20 protein-coding genes are annotated in these 17,315 nt (G+C 69.9%); 14 read left to right on the top strand and 6 right to left on the bottom strand.

The window, feature by feature from the left end; genetic code table 11:
- Window positions 1-68 precede the first annotated feature (68 nt).
- The 6 genes from AMIS_RS16055 to AMIS_RS16030 all read left to right on the top strand — a co-directional run bounded on the left by AMIS_RS16055 (window position 69) and on the right by AMIS_RS16030 (window position 4,838).
- Window positions 69-1,196 (top strand): lipase family protein, encoded by a 1,128-nt coding sequence (locus AMIS_RS16055; protein ID WP_014443382.1) that lies wholly within the window; start codon window positions 69-71, stop codon window positions 1,194-1,196.
- 139 nt (window positions 1,197-1,335) lie between these two features.
- Window positions 1,336-2,622, top strand: a complete 1,287-nt coding sequence (locus AMIS_RS16050; RefSeq protein ID WP_014443381.1) for a vanadium-dependent haloperoxidase — start codon at window positions 1,336-1,338, stop codon at window positions 2,620-2,622.
- A gap of 112 nt (window positions 2,623-2,734) precedes the next feature.
- A complete protein-coding gene (locus tag AMIS_RS16045) occupies window positions 2,735-3,391 on the top strand; it encodes a lytic polysaccharide monooxygenase auxiliary activity family 9 protein (protein ID WP_014443380.1) in 657 nt (218 codons plus the stop codon).
- Between the two features lie 63 nt (window positions 3,392-3,454).
- The gene (locus AMIS_RS16040; RefSeq protein WP_014443379.1) at window positions 3,455-3,985 is read left to right on the top strand and encodes a hypothetical protein; all 531 of its coding nucleotides are present in this window, start codon (window positions 3,455-3,457) and stop codon (window positions 3,983-3,985) included.
- Between the two features lie 38 nt (window positions 3,986-4,023).
- The gene (locus AMIS_RS16035; protein ID WP_014443378.1) at window positions 4,024-4,575 is read left to right on the top strand and encodes a DUF1697 domain-containing protein; all 552 of its coding nucleotides are present in this window, start codon (window positions 4,024-4,026) and stop codon (window positions 4,573-4,575) included.
- 38 nt (window positions 4,576-4,613) lie between these two features.
- Window positions 4,614-4,838 (top strand): DivIVA domain-containing protein, encoded by a 225-nt coding sequence (locus AMIS_RS16030; protein ID WP_157434886.1) that lies wholly within the window; start codon window positions 4,614-4,616, stop codon window positions 4,836-4,838.
- Here AMIS_RS16030 and AMIS_RS16025 read toward each other — a convergent pair.
- From AMIS_RS16025 to AMIS_RS16015, 3 genes are read right to left on the bottom strand one after another with little or no spacing between them, the layout of a single operon-like run.
- Window positions 4,804-6,015, bottom strand: coding sequence for an acyl-CoA dehydrogenase family protein (locus AMIS_RS16025; protein WP_014443377.1), 1,212 nt, complete (start codon window positions 6,013-6,015; stop codon window positions 4,804-4,806). The two genes, AMIS_RS16030 and AMIS_RS16025, sit on opposite strands and share 35 nt — an antisense overlap.
- A gap of 1 nt (window position 6,016) precedes the next feature.
- Window positions 6,017-7,030: a phosphotransferase family protein gene (locus tag AMIS_RS16020; RefSeq protein WP_014443376.1), complete on the bottom strand. Its 1,014-nt coding sequence runs from the start codon at window positions 7,028-7,030 to the stop codon at window positions 6,017-6,019.
- Entirely contained in the window at window positions 7,027-8,184 is a 1,158-nt protein-coding gene (locus tag AMIS_RS16015; protein WP_014443375.1) for an acyl-CoA dehydrogenase family protein, read from the bottom strand. Before AMIS_RS16015 ends, AMIS_RS16020 begins: the two co-directional genes overlap by 4 nt.
- A gap of 86 nt (window positions 8,185-8,270) precedes the next feature.
- Here AMIS_RS16015 and AMIS_RS16010 point away from each other — a divergent pair, with 86 nt between their 5' ends.
- The 4 genes from AMIS_RS16010 (at window position 8,271) to AMIS_RS15995 (ending at window position 10,676) form a co-directional block, all read left to right on the top strand.
- Window positions 8,271-9,017 carry an SDR family NAD(P)-dependent oxidoreductase gene (locus AMIS_RS16010; protein ID WP_041830925.1) on the top strand — a complete coding sequence of 249 codons (747 nt, stop codon included), beginning with the start codon at window positions 8,271-8,273 and terminating at the stop codon, window positions 9,015-9,017.
- 11 nt (window positions 9,018-9,028) lie between these two features.
- Window positions 9,029-9,604 carry a TetR/AcrR family transcriptional regulator gene (locus AMIS_RS16005; RefSeq protein ID WP_197538029.1) on the top strand — a complete coding sequence of 192 codons (576 nt, stop codon included), beginning with the start codon at window positions 9,029-9,031 and terminating at the stop codon, window positions 9,602-9,604.
- Window positions 9,605-9,622: 18 nt separating this feature from the next.
- Window positions 9,623-10,237 carry a TetR/AcrR family transcriptional regulator gene (locus AMIS_RS16000; RefSeq protein ID WP_014443372.1) on the top strand — a complete coding sequence of 205 codons (615 nt, stop codon included), beginning with the start codon at window positions 9,623-9,625 and terminating at the stop codon, window positions 10,235-10,237.
- A gap of 118 nt (window positions 10,238-10,355) precedes the next feature.
- Window positions 10,356-10,676 (top strand): YciI family protein, encoded by a 321-nt coding sequence (locus tag AMIS_RS15995; protein WP_014443371.1) that lies wholly within the window; start codon window positions 10,356-10,358, stop codon window positions 10,674-10,676.
- A 129-nt stretch (window positions 10,677-10,805) separates the two neighbouring features.
- Here the strand turns inward: AMIS_RS15995 and pdxY are convergent, their stop codons facing one another.
- Window positions 10,806-11,657, bottom strand: coding sequence for a pyridoxal kinase PdxY (pdxY, locus tag AMIS_RS15990; protein ID WP_014443370.1), 852 nt, complete (start codon window positions 11,655-11,657; stop codon window positions 10,806-10,808).
- Window positions 11,658-11,720: 63 nt separating this feature from the next.
- Between pdxY and AMIS_RS44100 the strand changes: the two genes are divergently transcribed.
- On the top strand, window positions 11,721-11,972 hold the full coding sequence (locus tag AMIS_RS44100) for a YciI family protein (protein WP_014443369.1): 252 nt from the start codon (window positions 11,721-11,723) through the stop codon (window positions 11,970-11,972).
- Complete coding sequence (locus tag AMIS_RS44095) at window positions 11,969-12,115, top strand: hypothetical protein (protein ID WP_014443368.1); 147 nt, start codon at window positions 11,969-11,971, stop codon at window positions 12,113-12,115. Before AMIS_RS44100 ends, AMIS_RS44095 begins: the two co-directional genes overlap by 4 nt.
- Window positions 12,116-12,197: 82 nt before the next feature.
- On the opposite strand, the gene AMIS_RS15980 is transcribed toward AMIS_RS44095, so the two are convergent.
- Entirely contained in the window at window positions 12,198-13,271 is a 1,074-nt protein-coding gene (locus AMIS_RS15980; protein ID WP_014443367.1) for a MerR family transcriptional regulator, read from the bottom strand.
- Window positions 13,272-13,278: 7 nt separating this feature from the next.
- Entirely contained in the window at window positions 13,279-14,001 is a 723-nt protein-coding gene (locus tag AMIS_RS15975) for a HEAT repeat domain-containing protein (RefSeq protein WP_014443366.1), read from the bottom strand.
- A gap of 307 nt (window positions 14,002-14,308) precedes the next feature.
- On the opposite strand from AMIS_RS15975, the gene AMIS_RS15970 reads away from it, so the two are divergent.
- Both AMIS_RS15970 and AMIS_RS15965 read left to right on the top strand, forming a co-directional pair.
- Window positions 14,309-15,775 carry an endo-1,4-beta-xylanase gene (locus AMIS_RS15970; RefSeq protein WP_014443365.1) on the top strand — a complete coding sequence of 489 codons (1,467 nt, stop codon included), beginning with the start codon at window positions 14,309-14,311 and terminating at the stop codon, window positions 15,773-15,775.
- Between the two features lie 249 nt (window positions 15,776-16,024).
- Window positions 16,025-17,314: an ABC transporter substrate-binding protein gene (locus AMIS_RS15965; protein ID WP_014443364.1), complete on the top strand. Its 1,290-nt coding sequence runs from the start codon at window positions 16,025-16,027 to the stop codon at window positions 17,312-17,314.
- The last annotated feature ends 1 nt before the right edge of the window (window position 17,315 follow it).

Below are 17,315 nucleotides of genomic sequence, written 5' to 3'. Positions count from 1 at the left end.
CTTGAACGAATCGGACAGTGCTCATGTTAGGTTCGCCTAACCTAACAGGATCTCCACAGAGACGAGTGATGTCGATGCTTCAGCTCCGCCGTGTCGTGCCCCTGGCGATCGGCCCGCTCCTGGCCTTCGGGCTGCCGGCTCCGGCATCGGCCGCCGCACCGGGCAGCGCGCCCGGCTCGGTGATCGCGTCGACGCCGCTGCCCGGCAAGGAGGCGCCCGGAAGCACCGCGACGTCGATCACCTACTGGACGCAGGACTCGCTGGACCAGCCGCGGCAGGCGCTCGCCACCATCTACGTGCCGACCGGCACGGCCCCGGCGGGCGGCTGGCCGATCCTGGCGAACGCCCACGTCACGGCCGGGCTCGGTGACGACTGCGCCTACACCGACGACTACGGGACGGCCGCGGCGGACGTCAACGTGGTCAGCCCGTGGATCAAGGCGGGCTTCGCGTTCGTCGCCACCGAGTACATCGGCATCGGCACCGAGGGCTCGCACGCCTACCTGGACGCCGACGCCGAGGCCAACGCGGTGATCGACTCGGTGCGCGCGGCGCGTGCCACCACCCCGGCGCTGTCCAGCAGTTACGTGGTGAACGGCATCTCGCAGGGCGGCCACGCCACCCTCGCCACCGCGGCGAAGGCCAAGGAGCGGGCGCCGGAGCTGCGGCTCGCCGCGGCCATGGCGGACGCGCCGGCCACCAAGGTGGAGGGTTACATCCCGCTCGCCGGGCCGTACATCCCGCCGCTGCCGGCGCCGGACTACACCACCTACGTCTCCTACATCCTCGCCGGCCTGGAGACGGCCCGGCCGAGCTTCGACCTGAACGCCTATCTCACCCCGGCCGGGCGGGCGATCGTCGACGACGCGCACCGGCTCTGCTACTTCGACATGAACACCCGTACCCAGGGCATCGGGATCGGCCAGATGCTGAAGAAGCCGCTCAACACCGGGTCGTTCCCGTCGGTGCTGCGGGACGTGACGGCGCTGCCGGTCTCCGGTTTCGACGCGCCGGTGCTGGTGAACCAGGGCCGGTTCGACGTGGTCGCCTTCCCGTTCCTGACCGACCTGCAGGTCACCGAGATGCGGGTGCACGGCGCGAACGTCACCTACCGCCACTACGCGACCGGCCACAACGTGTGGGCGCAGGCGCTGCCGAACAACATCGCCTTCGCCCGCAAGCACCTCGCGGGCTGACGAGGACCTGGCGGCCGGGGCCTCGCCGCCGATCGACGAGGCCCCGGCCGGTAGCGGCTTTGCGTCAGAACACTGTCCTTTCCATCGGCGAACCTCGATGCTCGGATCGACACTCGATCCGGCCCACGGGGGGAATCCCATGGCACATCGTGTTCGTTTCCGCGCACTGGCCGCCGCGACGCTGGCAGCAGCGCTCGCCGTGACCGCGTCCACCGCCGGCGCGGCGTCCGCAGGAGTGGCGTCCGCCGCGCGGCCCGCGACCGCCGCCAATCCCGTCATCGTCTGGAACATCCACGCGCAGACCGCCATCTACGAGGTCGGCCGCCAGTCGCCCACGGCGGGCACGCGCAGCTTCGCCATGGTGCAGGGCGCCGTCTACGACGCGGTCAACGCGATCGCCGGCACGCCGTACCGCCCCTACCTCGTGGCCCCCGCCGGGGGACGGGGATATTCGACGGCGGCAGCCGTCGCCACGGCCGCTCACGACGTACTCCGATCGCTGTTCCCGGCCCAGGCGGACGCCCTCCGTGCGCGGTACGACGAAGCGCTCGCCGGGATCGACGACGGCCGGGCGAAGCGCGGCGGCATCCGTGTCGGCGCCGAGGCGGCAGCCGCGATGATCGCGGACCGGCAGGGCGACGGCGCGTTCTCCGACGTGACGTGGCCGGTCGGGACCGAACCCGGTCAGTACCGGCTCACGCCGCCGGGATATGTGCAGGCGGGCGGCTGGTTCCCGTTTCTGCGGCCGTTCGTGGTCGACGACCCCGCCGCCTTCCGCGTGACCGGGCCGCCCGCGCTGACCAGCGCCGCCTATGCCCGCCAGCTCAACGAGGTCAAGGCGGTCGGCGCGGCCGCCAGCACGACCCGAACCCCGGACCAGACCGACGCGGCGATCTGGTGGGACGACTACCGGCAGGTGGAGTGGCACATCAAGCGGGAGCTCTCCGCGGATCACCGGCTCAGCCCGCTGCAGACCGCGCGGATGCTCGCCATGGTCGACATCGCCACCGTGGACACCATGATCTCCTGTTACCGGGAGAAGCGGCACTGGAGCTTCTGGCGGCCGGTGACCGCAATTCCGCTGGCGGACACCGACGGCAACCCCGCCACCGGCGCCGACCCGGCCTGGACGCCGCTGCGCACCACCGCGCCCTCGCCGGAATGGCCCTCCGGCCACGCCTGCTACACCAGCGCGATCATGACGGCGCTGCGGGCGTTCTTCGGCCGCGACGACCTGGCGTTCAGCGCCTTCAGCGAGGCGTCCGGCACGACCCGGCACTTCGGCAGTCTCCGGGCGGCCCGCGCCGAGCTGATGGAGGCACGGATCTGGGCCGGCGTGCACTACCGGGGCGCGACCGTGCAGGGCGATCGGCTCGGCGCCACGGTCACCCGCGAGGTGCTGGCCGAGCAGTTCGGGCGTCGCTGACCGTACCGGATTGATCGACATGGGTTGATATGTCGACCGGCGGATGTGATGCTGGGCCGGGAGCGCTCCCACATCCCCGCACATCCCCGATGTCGAAGAACGGAGGACCACCGTGCCCCCACACGAGTCCACTCGGCTCCGCCGGCCCGCCCAGGTGCTGATCGTCCTGCTGGCCACGATGCTCAGCCTGCTGCCCTCGGTCGGGGCGGCTCAGGCCCACGGCACGATCATCAACCCGGCGTCCCGCGCGTACCAGTGCTGGAAGACCTGGGGCAGCCAGCACATGAACCCGGCCATGCAACAGCAGGACCCGATGTGCTGGCAGGCGTTCCAGGCCAACCCGGACACCATGTGGAACTGGATGAGCGCCCTGCGTGACGGCCTGGGCGGCCAGTTCCAGGCCCGCACCCCCGACGGGCAGCTCTGCAGCAACGGCCTGACCCGCAACGACAGCCTGAACCAGCCCGGCGCCTGGAAGCAGACGACGCTGAGCCGCAACTTCACGGTCCAGCTGTACGACCAGGCCAGTCACGGCGCCGACTACTTCCGCGTCTACGTGAGCAAGCAGGGGTTCAACCCCGCCACCCAGAAGCTCGGCTGGGGCAACCTCGACTTCATCACGCAGACCGGCAGGTACGCGCCCGCACAGAACATCTCGTTCGACATCTCCACCTCGGGTTACACCGGGCATCACGTGCTCTTCGTCATCTGGCAGGCCTCCCATCTGGACCAGGCCTACATGTGGTGCAGCGACGTGAACTTCGCCTGATCGCCACACTCCCCCCGGTTCCCCACCGGGGGGAGTCCCCCACGACGAGGTGAGAGCCCGATCATGATCGCCCGCAGACACGGGTGGGTGGCGCTCGTCCTGGCACTCTCGGCCGGGGCCGTCGCCCTCCTCAACACCAACGGCACGGGTACGACCCCGGCCGCGCTCGACGAGCAGCTCACCGCGGACATGCGCACCACACTGGAACGATCCGGCCCGGAGCAGCACCAGCACGCCGGACACGGCGCCCAGCAGGAGGGCGAGGTGATCTGCGGCGTCCGCGTCTACGGCCACGAGCCGCGCGGGGCCGGCGCTCTTCCGGAGGTGCGGACGGTCTACGGCTTCCACCTCTGCGGGGTCGCCGAGCCGGGCCGCCCCTGGGACGTGGCGGTGAAGCTGGCCGGCCCGGTCATCCTGGACATGACCACCGACCCGCCCGGCATCCAGGTCGTCGAGGCGACCGCCGACGTCAGGTTCATCGACCGGCTGCATGAGATGTTCCCGCCGGAGTATGCGGAGGTGGCGTCCCGGGAGGCCCTGTCCGAGGCCGAGGCAGCGGAGTTGCGGCGCCGCTATGACGAGGCCGCTTTCTGAGGCTCTCGACCGGACCGCCCGCGGCTACACTCGGCGCGGTGGAGACGTTCCTGATCCTTCTGCGGGGCATCAATGTCGGAGGCAAGAACAGGGTATTGATGGCGGAACTGAAGAAGTTCCTGGAAGGACTCGGTTATCTCGACGTCGCGACCTTCATCGCCAGCGGCAACGTCATCGTGACGTCGGACCGGAGCGCCGGCGAGATAGCGGCTCACATCGAATCGGCGCTGCCCACGGCCTTCGCGCTGGACGACGAGCTGGTCCGGATCCTGGTCCTCACGCGTGATCAACTCCGGGCGATCGTGGACGACAGGCCGGCGGGCTTCGGGGACCAGCCGGACGAATACCACAGTGACGCCATTTTTCTGATCGGCATCGACGCTGCCGAGGCGATGCCGATCTTCAATCCGCGCGAGGGCGTGGACCGGGTCTGGCCGGGCAAAGGCGTCGTCTATTCGCAGCGTCTCAGCGCCCAGCGCACGAAGAGCCGGTTGAGCTCGATGCTGAGGTCGCCGCTCTACAAGTCGATGACCATTCGCAGCTGGGGCACGACAGTCAAGCTGCTGACGATGCTCAATGCCAGAGACTGACGGGGCGTTTCTGGCACCGGGTCGCTACTGTGGACCTTGTGACATCGACATTCACCGTTGTGCTGCGTGGGTATGACCGGGATCGCGTCGATCAGCTCCTGGGTGAGGTGGAGGCAGCCGTCGCCTCGGCCGACCCGGTGAAGCGGGAATCGGCCCGGCGACGGCTGCTCGACCCGGATCTGGTGGTCGTCCTGCGCGGGTATGCGCGTGACGAGGTGGACGCCGCCCTCAAGGAAGCGGCACAGCGACTGTCGGACGCTTGAGTTCCTGGCGGGCGATCGTGCGGCGATGCACCGCGTCCGGGCCGTCGACGATGCGCAGGACCCGGGCCCAGGCGTAGAAGTACGCCAGCGGCGTGTCATCACTGACCCCGGCCCCGCCGAAGACCTCGATCGCCCGGTCGATGACGCGGGTGGCGACGGCCGGGGCGGCCACCTTGATCGCAGCGATCTCGGTGCGGGCCGCGCGGGCGCCCCGCGTGTCGATCAGCCAGGCGGTCTTCTGGACGAGCAGGCGTACCTGGTCGATCTCGATCCGGGAGTCGGCGATCAACTGCTGGACGACGCCCTGCTCGGCGAGCGTGCTGCCGAACGCGGTGCGGCTCCGGGCGCGGTCGACGAGCAGGGCCAGGGCACGTTCGGCCATCCCGATCGCCCGCATCGCGTGGTGGATCCGGCCGGGTCCGAGGCGGGCCTGTGCGAGGGCGAAACCGGCGCCCTCCTCGCCGATCAGGTTGGTGGCCGGTACCCGTACCCCGGAGAAGTTGATTTCGCAGTGCCCGTGCTGATCCTGGTAACCGAAGATCGGCAGGTTGCGGATCACCTCGACGCCCGGGGTGTCGCGCGGCACGATGATCATGGACTGCTGGCGGTGCGGCGCGGCCGAGACATCCGATTTGCCCATCACGATGAAGACCCGGCACCGCGCGTCCGCGACGCCCGTGATCCACCACTTGCGGCCGTCGATCACGTAGGAGTCGCCGTCGCGGACGATGGACGTCTCGATGTTCGTCGCGTCCGAGGAGGCGACCTGCGGCTCGGTCATCGCGTACGCGGATCGCAGCGTCCCGTCCAGCAGCGGCTCCAGCCAGCGGCTCTTCTGCTCCGGCGTGCCGAACATGTGCAGCAGTTCCATGTTGCCGGTGTCCGGCGCCTGGCAGTTGATCGCCTCCGGCGCGATCACCGGGGACCAGCCGGTGACCTCGGCGACCGGCGCGTACTCCAGGTTGCTGAGCCCGGAGACCGAGGGCAGGAAAAGGTTCCACAGGCCGCGATGGCGGGCGTCTCGTTTCAGGTCCTCGAGGACCGGCGGCGTGGAGTGCGGGCCGAGCTCGGCGAGTTGCGCCCTCCACACCGGTTCGGCGGGAAAGACGCGGTCATGCATGAACTGCCACATCGCGTCGACCATGTCGGTGGAGATCCGGCTGGGTGCGAAGTCCATCTCAGACCTTTCCGAGAACGTCGAGCCCCGCCTCGGCGATCCGGGCGGACTCCCCGGTGAGATCGCCGAAGTCCTGACCCGCCATCGCCCCTGACCGAACACGCACATTGATGTCCTCGGTGATCACCGCGAACTTGAGGTGGGCGAGAGCCAGGTAGACGGTGAGGTGCGAGAGATCGGCGCCGGTCGCCTCGGCATACCAGGCGGCGATCTCGGCACGACGGGGAAATCCGAGGGTACGGGTGATCGACGGCGCCAGCCGCCACGGCTGCTCACCCGGCTCCCGCCAGTAGAACAGCAGAAGTCCCAGGTCAGCGAGGGGATCCCCGAGCGTGGACATCTCCCAGTCGAGAACCGCGCGGACACCGCCCCGATCCGGATCGAGCACGCAGTTGTCGATCCGGAAGTCGCCGTGCACCAGCGACTGCCCGGTCCGCTCCGGAACCGCGGCCGCCAGCGCCGCCGCGAGCTCGTCGACGGCCAGCACCCCGTCCTGCCCGACCGCCTCCCACTGCCGGCTCCAGCGCCGGATCTGCCGGTCCAGGTAGCCGTCCGCGCGACCGAAATCGCCCAGCCCAGCCTTCGCCACGTCGACCGTGTGGATCGCGGCGAGGGCGTCCACCAGCCCGCGAGCGAGCGCCCGCAGGTCCGCCGGGAATCCGGGCGGCAGCGCGTCGCGCACCACGACGCCGGGCATCGCCGACATGACGTAGCTGGGCACGCCGATCAGCTCGCCGCCGGCATCGTCCAACAGAATCTCCGGCACCGGTACGGGGGTGCCGGCCAGTGCCGTCTGCACCCGGCACTCGCGTCCCATGTCGTGCGCGCTCTGCCGCAGTTCGCCATCCGGTGGCCGTCGCAGGATGACCTCGCCGGCGTCCGACCGCAGCCGGAACGTCAGGTTGGACTTGCCGCCGGTGATCAGCTCGGCGGTGAAGGTGAGCCAGGCGTCGTCCTTGAGCGCGGCGGCGAGCGCGGGCCCGAGCCGCTCCGGCCGGACCAGGGCCGCCGTCACCGGGTCTCCAGCACGTCACGCGCGATGATCAGCTTCATGATCTCGGTGGTGCCGCCGTAGATCGTGGTGACCCGGGTGTCGGCGTAGGCGCGGGCGATCGGGTACTCCAGCATGTAGCCGTACCCGCCGTACAGCTGCAGGCAGCGGTCCACGATCCGTTTGTGCATCTCGGTGGCCCACCACTTGGCCTTCGCCGCGTCCACCGCGGACAGCTCGGCGGCGTTGAAGCGCAGCACGGCGTCATCCACGTACGCCTGCGTCACCTCCAGCTCGGTGACCATCTCGGCGACCGCGAACTGGGTGTTCTGGAACTCGGCGAGCTGTTTGCCGAACGCCGTACGGTCCCGGACGTAGTCGATCGTCCAGGCCAGCGCGGCGCGGGCCCCGGCACACGCGGTGACGGCGATGTTGAGGCGTTCCAGCGGCAGGTGGGCCATCAGCGCGTGCAGCCCGCGGCCCTCCTCCCCCAGCAGCGCGCCCGGACCCAGCCGCACGTCGTCGAAGGTCAGCTCCGCGGTGTCCTGCGCCTTGAGCCCGAGTTTGCGCAGCTTGCGGCCGCGGGTGAAGCCGGACGTGCCGCTCTCGACGACGAACAGGCTGAACGCGCCCTCGCCGGTGCGGGCGACCACGACGACGAGATCCGCGTTGATGCCGTTGGTGATGAACGTCTTCGAGCCGTTGAGGACCCAGCCGTCGCCGTCGCGGACCGCCGTGGCGCGGATGCCCTTGAGGTCCGAGCCGGTGCCGGGCTCGGTCATCGCGATCGCCCCGATCCACTCGCCGGACGCGAGCTTCGGCAGCCACTGTTTGCGCTGCTCACCGGCGGCCAGGTCGATGAAGTACGGCAGCACGACGTCGGTCTGCGCGGCGAACCCGGCCGCAAGCGAGTTCGCGCCGACCCGGGCGGTCTCCTCGATCATCGCGGTCCGGAAGCGGTAGTCGCCGATGCCGCCGCCACCGAACTCCTCGGGCACCGGCAGGCCGAGATAGCCCAGGTCACCGGCGACCCGCCAGACGTGACGCGGGATGTCGGCGGCGTCCTCCCAGTCCTCGACGTGCGCGGCGACCTCGCGGGTGACGAACTCCTTGACGCTGTCCCGGAACGCCTCGTGCTCGTCGTCGAAGAGTGAGCGTCGTGCATACAGATCGGTCATTCTCGGAGCGCCTCTCGTCTACTTAGCGAGCGCTAACTAGAATTCGGGCCACAGTAGCCGAAAGTCAAGGGGTGTCAGCAGTGGACATGTTTCGTCTCGACGGCCGGGTCGCCCTGGTGACCGGTGCGAGTTCGGGGCTGGGGGCGGGTTTCGCCCGTACCCTCGCCGCCGCAGGCGCGGGCCTGGCGCTCGTCGCGCGCCGGGCCGATCGGCTCACCGGGCTCGCGGAGAAGTTGCGGGCCGGAGGCACGCGCGTGATCACCCACGCGGCCGACGTCGGCGACCCGGAGCAGTGCCGGGCGGCCGTCGCGGCGACGGTGTCCGCATTCGGTCACGTCGACGTGCTGATCAACAACGCCGGGATAGGACACGCCGTGCCGGCCTCGCGGGAGACACCCGAGGCCTTCGCGTCGGTGCTCCGGGTGAACCTGGCCGGACCGTTCTGGATGGCGCAGGCCTGCGCACCGCACATGCCGCACGGCTCCTCGATCGTCAACGTGGCGAGCGTGCTCGCGCACATCGCGCCGCCGTTCCCGCAGGCCGCCTACGCAGCGAGCAAGGCCGGCGTCCTCGGGCTCACCCGCGATCTCGCCCAGGAGTGGTCGGCGCGCAAGGGGATCCGGGTGAACGCGCTCTGCCCCGGGTACTTCGCCAGCGAGATGACCGCGAATGATGATGAGCAACTGCGGGCGATGGTCGCCCGCAACAGCATGCTCGGCCGGTTCGGGGAGCAGGCCGAACTGGACGGGGCGCTGCTCTTCCTGGCCTCGCCCGCCTCCTCCTACATGACCGGAACGAGCCTTGTCGTCGACGGAGGCATGTCAGCGTTATGAGGGAGTGGACCGTGTATCCCGCGCTGGAGCTGCCACCGATCCTTACGGTGTCGCTCGAGCAGATAGTCCGGCACGGGTACGACGCGACGAGCGTCCGCAAGATCGCCGGCGAGGTGGGGGTGACCGTTCCGGCGCTCTACTACCACTTCGAGAACAAGCAGGCGATCCTGATGGCGCTGCTCGATCACGCCATGGAGATCGTCACCAGCCACGTCGACGCCGCCCTGGAAGAGGCCGGATCGGACCCGGTCGCCCGGCTCAGCGGCGCCGTCGAGGCGATCGTCCTCTACATGGCACACCATCGTGACCTGGCGTTCCTAGACTCCGAGCGGCGGTCGCTGACCCCGCCGCACCTGGAGCGTTACGTGAAGCACCGGGACCGGATCGAGGGCCTGCTGCGCGACACGATCACGGCGGGGTGCCGGGCCGGCGTCTTCCGGACGACGAATCCGACGGCGTGCGGGCGGGCGATCCTGGCGATGTGCCAGGGGGTGGCCGGATGGTTCCAGCCGAGCGGCCCGCAGACTCCCGAGGAGGCGGCGGCCGATTATGTACGGATAGCGCTCGCCGCCGTTCAGTCAGCCTAGACCGTTATTGTCGACGTCATGACGACAACCAGCTCCCGGGCGGACCGCACCAGGGAGTCCCGGTCCCTGATCCTCGACGCGGCCGTCACCTGCCTGCTGCGCGACGGGTACGCCCGGACCAGCACCATCTCGATCCAGGCCGAGGCGGGCATGTCGCGCGGCCGGATGCTGCACCAGTTCCCGTCCAAGGAGGAGCTGCTGGTCGCCGCCGCGCACCACATCTTCGCCACGCAGCTGGAGCAGCCGGTCCCGCCGGTGCTGAGCGAGCGGATCGCCGAGGCGAGCGGTCCCGGCGAGCGGATCGCCGTGGTGGTGGACGTGCTCTGGGCGACATTCCAGGAGCCGAGTTTCTGGGCGGCGACCGAACTGTGGGTCGCCGCGCGCACCGAGCCGGTCCTCGCCGCCGCGATCCGCCCGGCGGAGAAGCGGCTGGGCCAGGCCATCTGGGGCCGGATGGACCACCTCTTCGGCCCGGACCTGGTGGGCCGGCCGCTGTACTCCCCGATCCGGCCGGTGCTCTTCACCAGCATGCGGGGCACGGCGCTGAGCTACGCCTTCGACGCCCGCGACCCGTCGTCAGAGCCACTGCTGGAACACTGGAAGGAGATCGCCCGGCACGCCCTGCTGGCCTGAAACAGGCAGCCTTGACTGTTATCGTGCTCGCGGCTGCTAGGGTCGACCGGGTCCGTGAACAGGATCGGCGGGGATGGGCGTGGTGTCACCGGAAACGCAGTCGGATCTTCCGCATTTCATGATCCTGATCTATGAGCGTGAGGTGCCGCGCAGCGCCCGGGCGGCCCTGCCCACCGTCCTCGAAGCCCACATGCGGCTCCCCCGGCAGATCGCCGAGACCGGGGGCCGGATCATCTCGGGCAACGCGCTGCCGCCGGTCTCGGAGGCCGTGTCGGTGCGGGACAACGTGACGGTCGAGGGGTCGCTCGTCGGCGGGGCGCACACCGTCGCCGGCTACTTCATCGTGGAAGCGTCGGACCTCGATCACGCCGTGTGGATCGGCCGCATGATTCCGGTGGCTGACGGGTGGGTCGAGGTGCGCCCGGTGCTCACGCACTGACCACGCCGTTGCCCACGAGCGGCGCCGTTGCCCACGAGCAGCGCCGGCCTCGCCCGGGAAGCCGCCACCCCCGCAAAGCATCCGGCCCGCGCCCCGAAGCGCGGGCCGGGTGCGGCCGGCGGGCTGGGGTCAGCGCACCTGCTTCGCGCTGAACTGCATGCGCGGCTCAGCGTAGAACTGCTGCGCCTGGACCAGCTGCAGCTCCCGCTCGCCGGAACGGTACGTCGTCTCGATCAGGTCGAAGACGCTGGACGCCGTGCGTTCCAGGGACAGCGCGGCGTTCTTCGTCGTGACGTAGTGGGCGGTGAACAGCGCCGCCGTGACGTCGCCCGAGCCGTTCGCCTTGAACGGCAGGTGCGGGGTGGTGACGATCCAGGCGCCGGCGTCGTCGACAACCAGCATCTCCATCGTGCCCTCCTCGCGGTCCGGGCGCTCCACGCTCGTGACCAGCACCGTCGACGGACCCATGGCGCGGGCCAGGTCGGCCGAGGCCAGGGTCGACTCGATGCTCGCCGGCTCGGTGCCGGTCAGGAAGCCGAGTTCGAACTGGTTCGGGGTGATGATGTCGGCGACCGGGACGACGCGGTCGCGGAGCAGCACGGGGATCTCCGGGGCGACGAAACAGCCCGACTTGGCGTTACCCATGACGGGGTCACAGGCGTACACCGCTGCGGGGTTTGCCGCTTTGACCCGGCCGACCGCGTCGATGATGACGTCGGCGATGCCGGCGCCGCCCTGGTAACCGGAGAGCACCGCGTCGATCTGCGGGAACACTCCCCGCTCCTCGACACCGAGGAGCACCTCGGCCACATCCGCCGGTGGGATCAGCGGACCCCGCCAGGCGCCGTAGCCCGTGTGGTTGGAGAAATTCACCGTGAGGACCGGGACGACCTCGACGCCGATGCGCTGCAGGGGGAACACGGCCGCGGAGTTGCCGACGTGGCCGTGCGCGACCGCCGACTGGATGGACAGAACCTTCATTCCCCCAGCCTAGAGACCCGCCCGGGGACGGCTCCTGCGCGGATCGGATGCCATCCTCGTCGGATGGGCGATTACTTCTTCTACTGCCGTGATCGTGACGGTTCCGCGGAGCTGCGTGACCGGCTCGTGGAGGAGCATTGGGCGTTCATGGACCGGTTCGCCGATCAGATGATCGCGCGCGGCCCGACCCTCACCGACGACGGCGAGACCGCCACCGGCAGCCTGCACATCGTCGACCTGCCAGACCCCACAACCGTCACCACCTTCGGGTACGGGAACCGAACTATCTCGCCGGAATCTACCGTTCCGTGGTGATCCGGCGGTTCGTCGACCTGCTCGGGCGAACGATGTGGGACTTCCCGGGCAGCCGGGACGAGCTCGGCGGGCGATATCTGGTGCTCGCCCACGCGAAACCGCTGATCGAAGTGCACCCGTGTACGTTCGGCGGGCGCCGCTGAAGCCCGCACCCGGGCATCCCGGCGTGCGTCGTCAGCCGGCGCGGCGGTCCCCGGCGTGAGCCGGGAGGCGGTCCGGCCGTCGTCAGCCGGCGCGGCGTTTCAGGAGGTAGGTGGCGGTCAGCGCGACCGCGCGGTCCTCGTCCCCGGCCAGGCTGGTCAGGGCTCGGGTGGTGGTCTCGCCCGGAATGTCGGCGAGCGCCTGTGTGAGCCGGCCACGGGCGGCCGCGTCGACGTCGTCGGCGTGCAGGCGGTCGACCAGGCCGGTGGCGATCCGGTCGGTCAGGGCCGGGTCGGCCGCGAGCGCGCTGAGCGCATCGGCCGCGTCCACGTCGTTGGCCTGGTCGACGATCATGCCGATCAGCGTCGGCACGGCTTCGGCCACGCCCCGCGCTCCGAGAACGAGCGCCACCCGCCGCCGAACCGCGAGATCGTCGTCAGCGCCGGCCCGCGAGAAGGCGCCAGCAGAGACGTCCGTATCAAAATCGGTTTCGGTCAGGTAGTCCAGGAGGATCGCGGTCGCCGCCTCCCCCGGGATTTCGGCGATGGTCTCCACCGCCCGCCTGCGCACCTCCTCCGACGGCGCGTCCAGGGCCTCGGCCAGCGGCCCCAGCCCCTCCTCGCCGGATCGTGCGAGTGCCCACCGCAGCGCCCCGGCCGCGTTCGGGTCGGTCTCGCTGAGCGCCGCCTCGACCAGCGCCTCCACCGGCATCCGCTCGGCCGGGAACAGCGACGGGAACTGCGCCGGGGCCAGGGCCGCCCGCTGCCGCCGGCCGGCGCTGTCCGAGCCCAGGGCCTGCAGCAGCGCGACGACCCGCAGCACGTCGTCCCAGCCGGCGGGTTCGGCGGTGTCGATCCGGCGTAACCGGGTGAGCAGCTCGGTCTCGGCGGCGATGCGTTCCCGGGTCTGCCGGATCAGGTCGGCGACCAGGGCGGACGGTGTGAACTCGGGGTCGTCCAGGGCGCGGCCGACCTCGCGCAGCGACAGCCCCAGCGAGCGCAGCATCTCGATGTGCGAGATCCGCCGGATGTCGTCGCCGGAGTATTCCCGGTAGCCGCCGGCGCTGCGACCCGTCGGCCGGAGCAGGCCGAGCGACTCGTAGTGCCGCAGCATGCGAGCGCTCACCCCGGACCGCCGCGCCACGTCCCCGATCAACACAGTTGCCCTACACCCCCTGCTCGGCCGGATCGGCAGCCGCCGGCGACGCCGCCCCGGAAGTCTCCGGCAAGGCCGGATCAGAGGATCCCGGCGAGGCCGCGCCGGAAGCAGCGGCCGGGCCCAGGGCCACGATACGTTTCGCCTCCTCGACCGCGAACGCGAAGCCCGCCTCCGGATCGAGCGCCAGGTGCCGGGTGGCGAGCGCGTGTTCCCGTACCCGATCGGCGGGGTTGATCGTGGCGGTCTCCAGCAGCGGCTGGATCACGTCACCGAGCGCGATCATCGCCCGGCTCAGGCTGAGCTGCGTCTCGCGGCCGCCCCGGCCCAGCTGGGTGGCGAGAACCGCCGCGAGCTCGGGCTCGGCGCCGGCGGGCACGAGCACGACGGCGGTACGCCACGCGGTGCGCGCCACCTCGTCGTCAGAATCGGTCAGCAGCGCCGTGGTGATCGCCGGCCACGCCCCCCGGTCGCCGATCTTGGAAAGCGTGTGCAGCGCCTGGCTGCGGGCCCGCGGGTTCGGCGAGGTGAGGGACGTGATCAGGCGGGGCACCGTGAGCGACGACGGGTAGCGGGTGAGCGCCCAGGTCAGCATGTCGCGGACGAAGAAGTCCGGCTCGGCCCCGCAGCGTTCGACCAGCTTGTCGATCAGCTGCGGGTCGGCGGACGTCCCGGCAGCGAGGGCAGCCTGCAGCCGGGCCGACGAGTTCGGGCTCTCCAGCATCGTGGTCATGGCCCCAGTGAACGGCTTGACACAGTGACAAGGTCAAGCCCATCCGGGCGCGGGCACACCTCATGGCCATTCACCGCCTTTCGCGAAAAGAACTGTTCGCAGAAGTGTTATGCGATCAACGGCGCTGGAGTCGAGCCTCCGATAGTTTCGGAATTCTGCTTCCGGCGAGAGGGTGAATAGCTTCGAAAGAACGCGCAGCTAGATAGGTGTTTTCGCTGTTCGCAGCTGCTTGCGGGGGGACCCAGAAGTTACGGCTGCCTTCCGGAATCTCTTGTTTCCGGAATGTTGCCATGCCAGCATCGCTGCATTGAAAATCGTCGCTGTCGAGAAAGGGAAATCTCTCGTGGCAACCACATCCCCACCTCTCCCCCGCCGCCTGCTGGTCGCCGCCACCGTGGCCGCGGTCGGGGCGTTCAGCGCCCTGATGGTCATGCCGGACGCCAACGCCGCGGCGAGCACGCTCGGCGCCGCGGCCGCGCAGTCCGGCCGCTACTTCGGCACGGCCGTCGCCGCGAGCCGCCTCGGTGACTCGACCTACAGCACGATCGCCGGCCGCGAGTTCAACATGATCACCGCCGAGAACGAGATGAAGCCGGACGCCACGCAGCCCCAGCGTGGTCAGTTCACCTTCAGCTCCGGTGACCAGATCTACAACTGGGCCACCCAGCGCGGCCTGCAGGTCCGCGGTCACACCCTCGCCTGGCACGCGCAGCAGCCGGGCTGGATGCAGAACCTCGGCGGCAGCAGCCTGCGCCAGGCGATGATCGACCACATCAACGGCGTGATGGCCCACTACAAGGGCAAGCTCGCCGCATGGGACGTCGTCAACGAGGCGTTCAACGAGGACGGCAGCCGCCGCAACTCCAACCTGCAGGGCACCGGCAACGACTGGATCGAGGTCGCGTTCCGGACCGCGCGCGCCGCCGACCCGTCGACCAAGCTCTGTTACAACGACTACAACATCGAGAACTGGTCCTACGGCAAGACGCAGGGCGTCTACAACATGATCCGGGACTTCAAGTCGCGCGGCGTGCCGATCGACTGCGTCGGCCTGCAGACCCACTTCACCGGGGGCAGCTCGCTGCCCGGCAACTTCCAGACCACCCTGCAGAACTTCGCCGCCCTCGGCGTGGACGTGGCGCTGACCGAGGTGGACGTCACCAACGCCTCGACCTCGCAGTACGCCGGGCTGACCCAGGCCTGCCTGAACGTGCCGCGCTGCATCGGCATCACGGTGTGGGGCGTCCGCGACTCCGACTCGTGGCGCGCCAGCGAGAACCCGCTGCTCTTCGACCGCAGCGGCGCCAAGAAGGCGGCGTACACCTCGGTGCTCAACGCCCTCAACGGCGCCGGGCCGACCCCGTCGTCGCCCGCGCCGAGCGGCAGCAGCAACCCGGGCGGGGCCGGCCGGATCGTCGGCGCCCAGTCCGGCCGGTGCATCGACGTGCCGAGCGCGTCGCAGACCAACGGCACGCGGGTGCAGCTCTACGACTGCAACGGCCAGACCAACCAGGCGTGGACGCTCACCTCGAGCAGGCAGCTGACCGTCTACGGCTCGCGGTGCCTGGACGCGGCGGGCTCCGGCAACGGCGCGGCGGTGCAGATCTACGCCTGTAACGGCCAGGCCAACCAGCAGTGGAACGTCAACGCCAACGGGACCATCACCGGCGTGCAGTCCGGCCGCTGCCTGGACGTGTGGGGCACCGGCAACGGCCAGCAGGTGCAGATCTACGACTGCAACGGGCAGGCCAACCAGCGGTTCAGCCTCAGCTGACCTTCCCCGCTCCAGCGGTGCGGTCGCGCGATGCGGCCGCACCGCTTCACCCTGCCCTCCGTCCGCCATCCATCTCCGAAAGTTTCGATCACAGCCGCCAACTTGCGATTTCCGCCCACCGCGACTCCGGACCCGTCCGCCGCAGGATCTGGCGCGTTACATCTTGACACGCGTTCTCACCTCTCCATAACTTGAGCGACATCTTTCGAATCACTTCCGAAAGTTTCGCTACCGAGAGGTGGGCACCACATGTTTTCCAGGAGGACCCTCGCCGCGGCGACCGTGCTCGCGCTGAGCACCGCCGGCCTCGCCGCCTGTGGGGGCGGTGACGACGACGGCTCCGATTCCGGTGGCAACGTCACGATGCAGCTCTGGCACAACGCCTCGACCGGGCCGGGCGCGGCGTTCTGGGACAAGGCGGTCGCCGACTACCAGACCGCCCACCCCACGGTGAAGATCAAGATTCAGCAGGTGCAGAACGAGGACCTGGACGGCAAGCTGCAGACCGCGCTGAACTCGGGCTCCGCGCCGGACATCTTCCTGCAGCGCGGCGGCGGCAAGATGGCCGCGATGGTCGAGGCGGGACAGCTCAAGGACATCACGAACGACATCACCGCGGAGACCAAGCAGGCCGTCGGCGACGCGGCGCTCGGGACGGGTCAGATCGACGGGAAGTCCTACGCCGTACCGGTGTCGATCCTGCCCGGGGGTCTCTGGTACAGCAAGGACCTCTTCGCGAAGGCAGGCGTCACCACGCCGCCGGCCACGATGGACGAGCTCAACCAGGCGGTCAGCAAGCTCAAGGCCAACGGCACGCCCGTCGCGCTCGGTGCCAAGGACGCGTGGCCGGCCGCCCACTGGTACTACTTCTTCGCCCTGCGCTCGTGCAACCAGGCCTCCCTCGACGCGGCCGCCAAGGACAAGAACTTCGGCGACCCGTGCTGGGTCAAGGCCGGCGAGGACCTGCGGGCCTTCGCCGCCACGAAACCGTTCAACGACGGCTTCCTGACCACCTCCGCCCAGCAGGGCGCGGGCAGCTCGGCCGGTCTGGTCGCCAACCACAAGGCGAGCATGGAGCTGATGGGCGCCTGGGACCCGGGCGTCATCGCCTCGCTGACCAAGGACCAGAAGCCGCTGCCCGACCTGGGCTTCTTCCCGTTCCCCGCGGTTCCCGGCGGGCAGGGCGACCCGGCCGCGATCATGGGTGGCACGGACGGGTACTCGTGTTCGGCGCAGGCGCCGAAGGAGTGCAGCGACTTCCTCAACTACCTGCTCACCAAGGACGTGCAGGAGGCGTACTACAAGGCGTACAACGCGCTGCCGGTGAACAAGCAGGCGCAGGGCGCGGTCACCGAGGACTACCTCAAGGCGGTCCTCGACGCCTACAACAAGGCGCCGTACGTCTCGCTCTGGCTGGACACGATCTACGGGCAGAACGTCGGCAACGCGCTCAACGTCGGCGTGGTGAACATGCTGGCCGGCAAGGGTGACGTCGCCGGGATCATCCAGGCCGTGAACGACGCGGCCAAGAAGGGCTGAC

It is taken from the genome of Actinoplanes missouriensis 431 (assembly GCF_000284295.1).
Taxonomy (GTDB): Bacteria; Actinomycetota; Actinomycetes; order Mycobacteriales; family Micromonosporaceae; genus Actinoplanes; species Actinoplanes missouriensis.
This window is presented reverse-complemented; position numbering and strand designations above follow the sequence as displayed.

What these genes read in the sequence shown, in the direction of transcription:
- AMIS_RS15965 (WP_014443364.1), top strand. Translation starts at nt 16,025, where the DNA reads ATGTTTTCCAGGAGGACCCTCGCCGCGGCGACCGTGCTCGCGCTGAGC.
- AMIS_RS16010 (WP_041830925.1), top strand. Translation starts at nt 8,271, where the DNA reads ATGTTTCGTCTCGACGGCCGGGTCGCCCTGGTGACCGGTGCGAGTTCG.
- AMIS_RS15975 (WP_014443366.1), bottom strand. Translation starts at nt 14,001, where the DNA reads ATGACCACGATGCTGGAGAGCCCGAACTCGTCGGCCCGGCTGCAGGCT.
- AMIS_RS16000 (WP_014443372.1), top strand. Translation starts at nt 9,623, where the DNA reads ATGACGACAACCAGCTCCCGGGCGGACCGCACCAGGGAGTCCCGGTCC.
- AMIS_RS16025 (WP_014443377.1), bottom strand. Translation starts at nt 6,015, where the DNA reads ATGGACTTCGCACCCAGCCGGATCTCCACCGACATGGTCGACGCGATG.
- AMIS_RS15995 (WP_014443371.1), top strand. Translation starts at nt 10,356, where the DNA reads ATGATCCTGATCTATGAGCGTGAGGTGCCGCGCAGCGCCCGGGCGGCC.
- AMIS_RS44100 (WP_014443369.1), top strand. Translation starts at nt 11,721, where the DNA reads ATGGGCGATTACTTCTTCTACTGCCGTGATCGTGACGGTTCCGCGGAG.
- AMIS_RS16015 (WP_014443375.1), bottom strand. Translation starts at nt 8,184, where the DNA reads ATGACCGATCTGTATGCACGACGCTCACTCTTCGACGACGAGCACGAG.
- AMIS_RS16050 (WP_014443381.1), top strand. Translation starts at nt 1,336, where the DNA reads ATGGCACATCGTGTTCGTTTCCGCGCACTGGCCGCCGCGACGCTGGCA.
- AMIS_RS16040 (WP_014443379.1), top strand. Translation starts at nt 3,455, where the DNA reads ATGATCGCCCGCAGACACGGGTGGGTGGCGCTCGTCCTGGCACTCTCG.
- pdxY (WP_014443370.1), bottom strand. Translation starts at nt 11,657, where the DNA reads ATGAAGGTTCTGTCCATCCAGTCGGCGGTCGCGCACGGCCACGTCGGC.
- AMIS_RS16055 (WP_014443382.1), top strand. Translation starts at nt 69, where the DNA reads ATGTCGATGCTTCAGCTCCGCCGTGTCGTGCCCCTGGCGATCGGCCCG.